Annotated in this window: 1 pseudogene; it reads right to left on the bottom strand. The window is 52.6% G+C overall.

The features are described from left to right. Window positions 1–228, bottom strand: a pseudogene (locus tag BEB54_RS28470) (exonuclease); the annotation flags it as partial.

The raw sequence follows: 228 nt of genomic DNA, 5'->3' as shown, positions 1-228 counted from the left end.
TCACGGACAAGGCCAAAAATAGTCTGGCGGTCGTAGCGAAGGGCATCAGGCTGTTTGCGCATTGATGCCGAGATACGCTTCCAGTCTTCGCGGTCGTTGTCGATAACTTCATTTTTTGCCCAGCGATGGATGCTGCCGTCAATGTTTCCGGCATCCACATCACCAGGCCAGAGAGCGTAGGCCAGTTCGTCATCCAGTGTTTTCCATGTCTGCTTGTATTCGCGATGA

The organism is Escherichia sp. MOD1-EC6021 (assembly GCF_002965245.1).
In the GTDB taxonomy this organism is placed as follows: domain Bacteria; phylum Pseudomonadota; class Gammaproteobacteria; order Enterobacterales; family Enterobacteriaceae; genus Escherichia; species Escherichia coli_F.
This window is presented reverse-complemented; position numbering and strand designations above follow the sequence as displayed.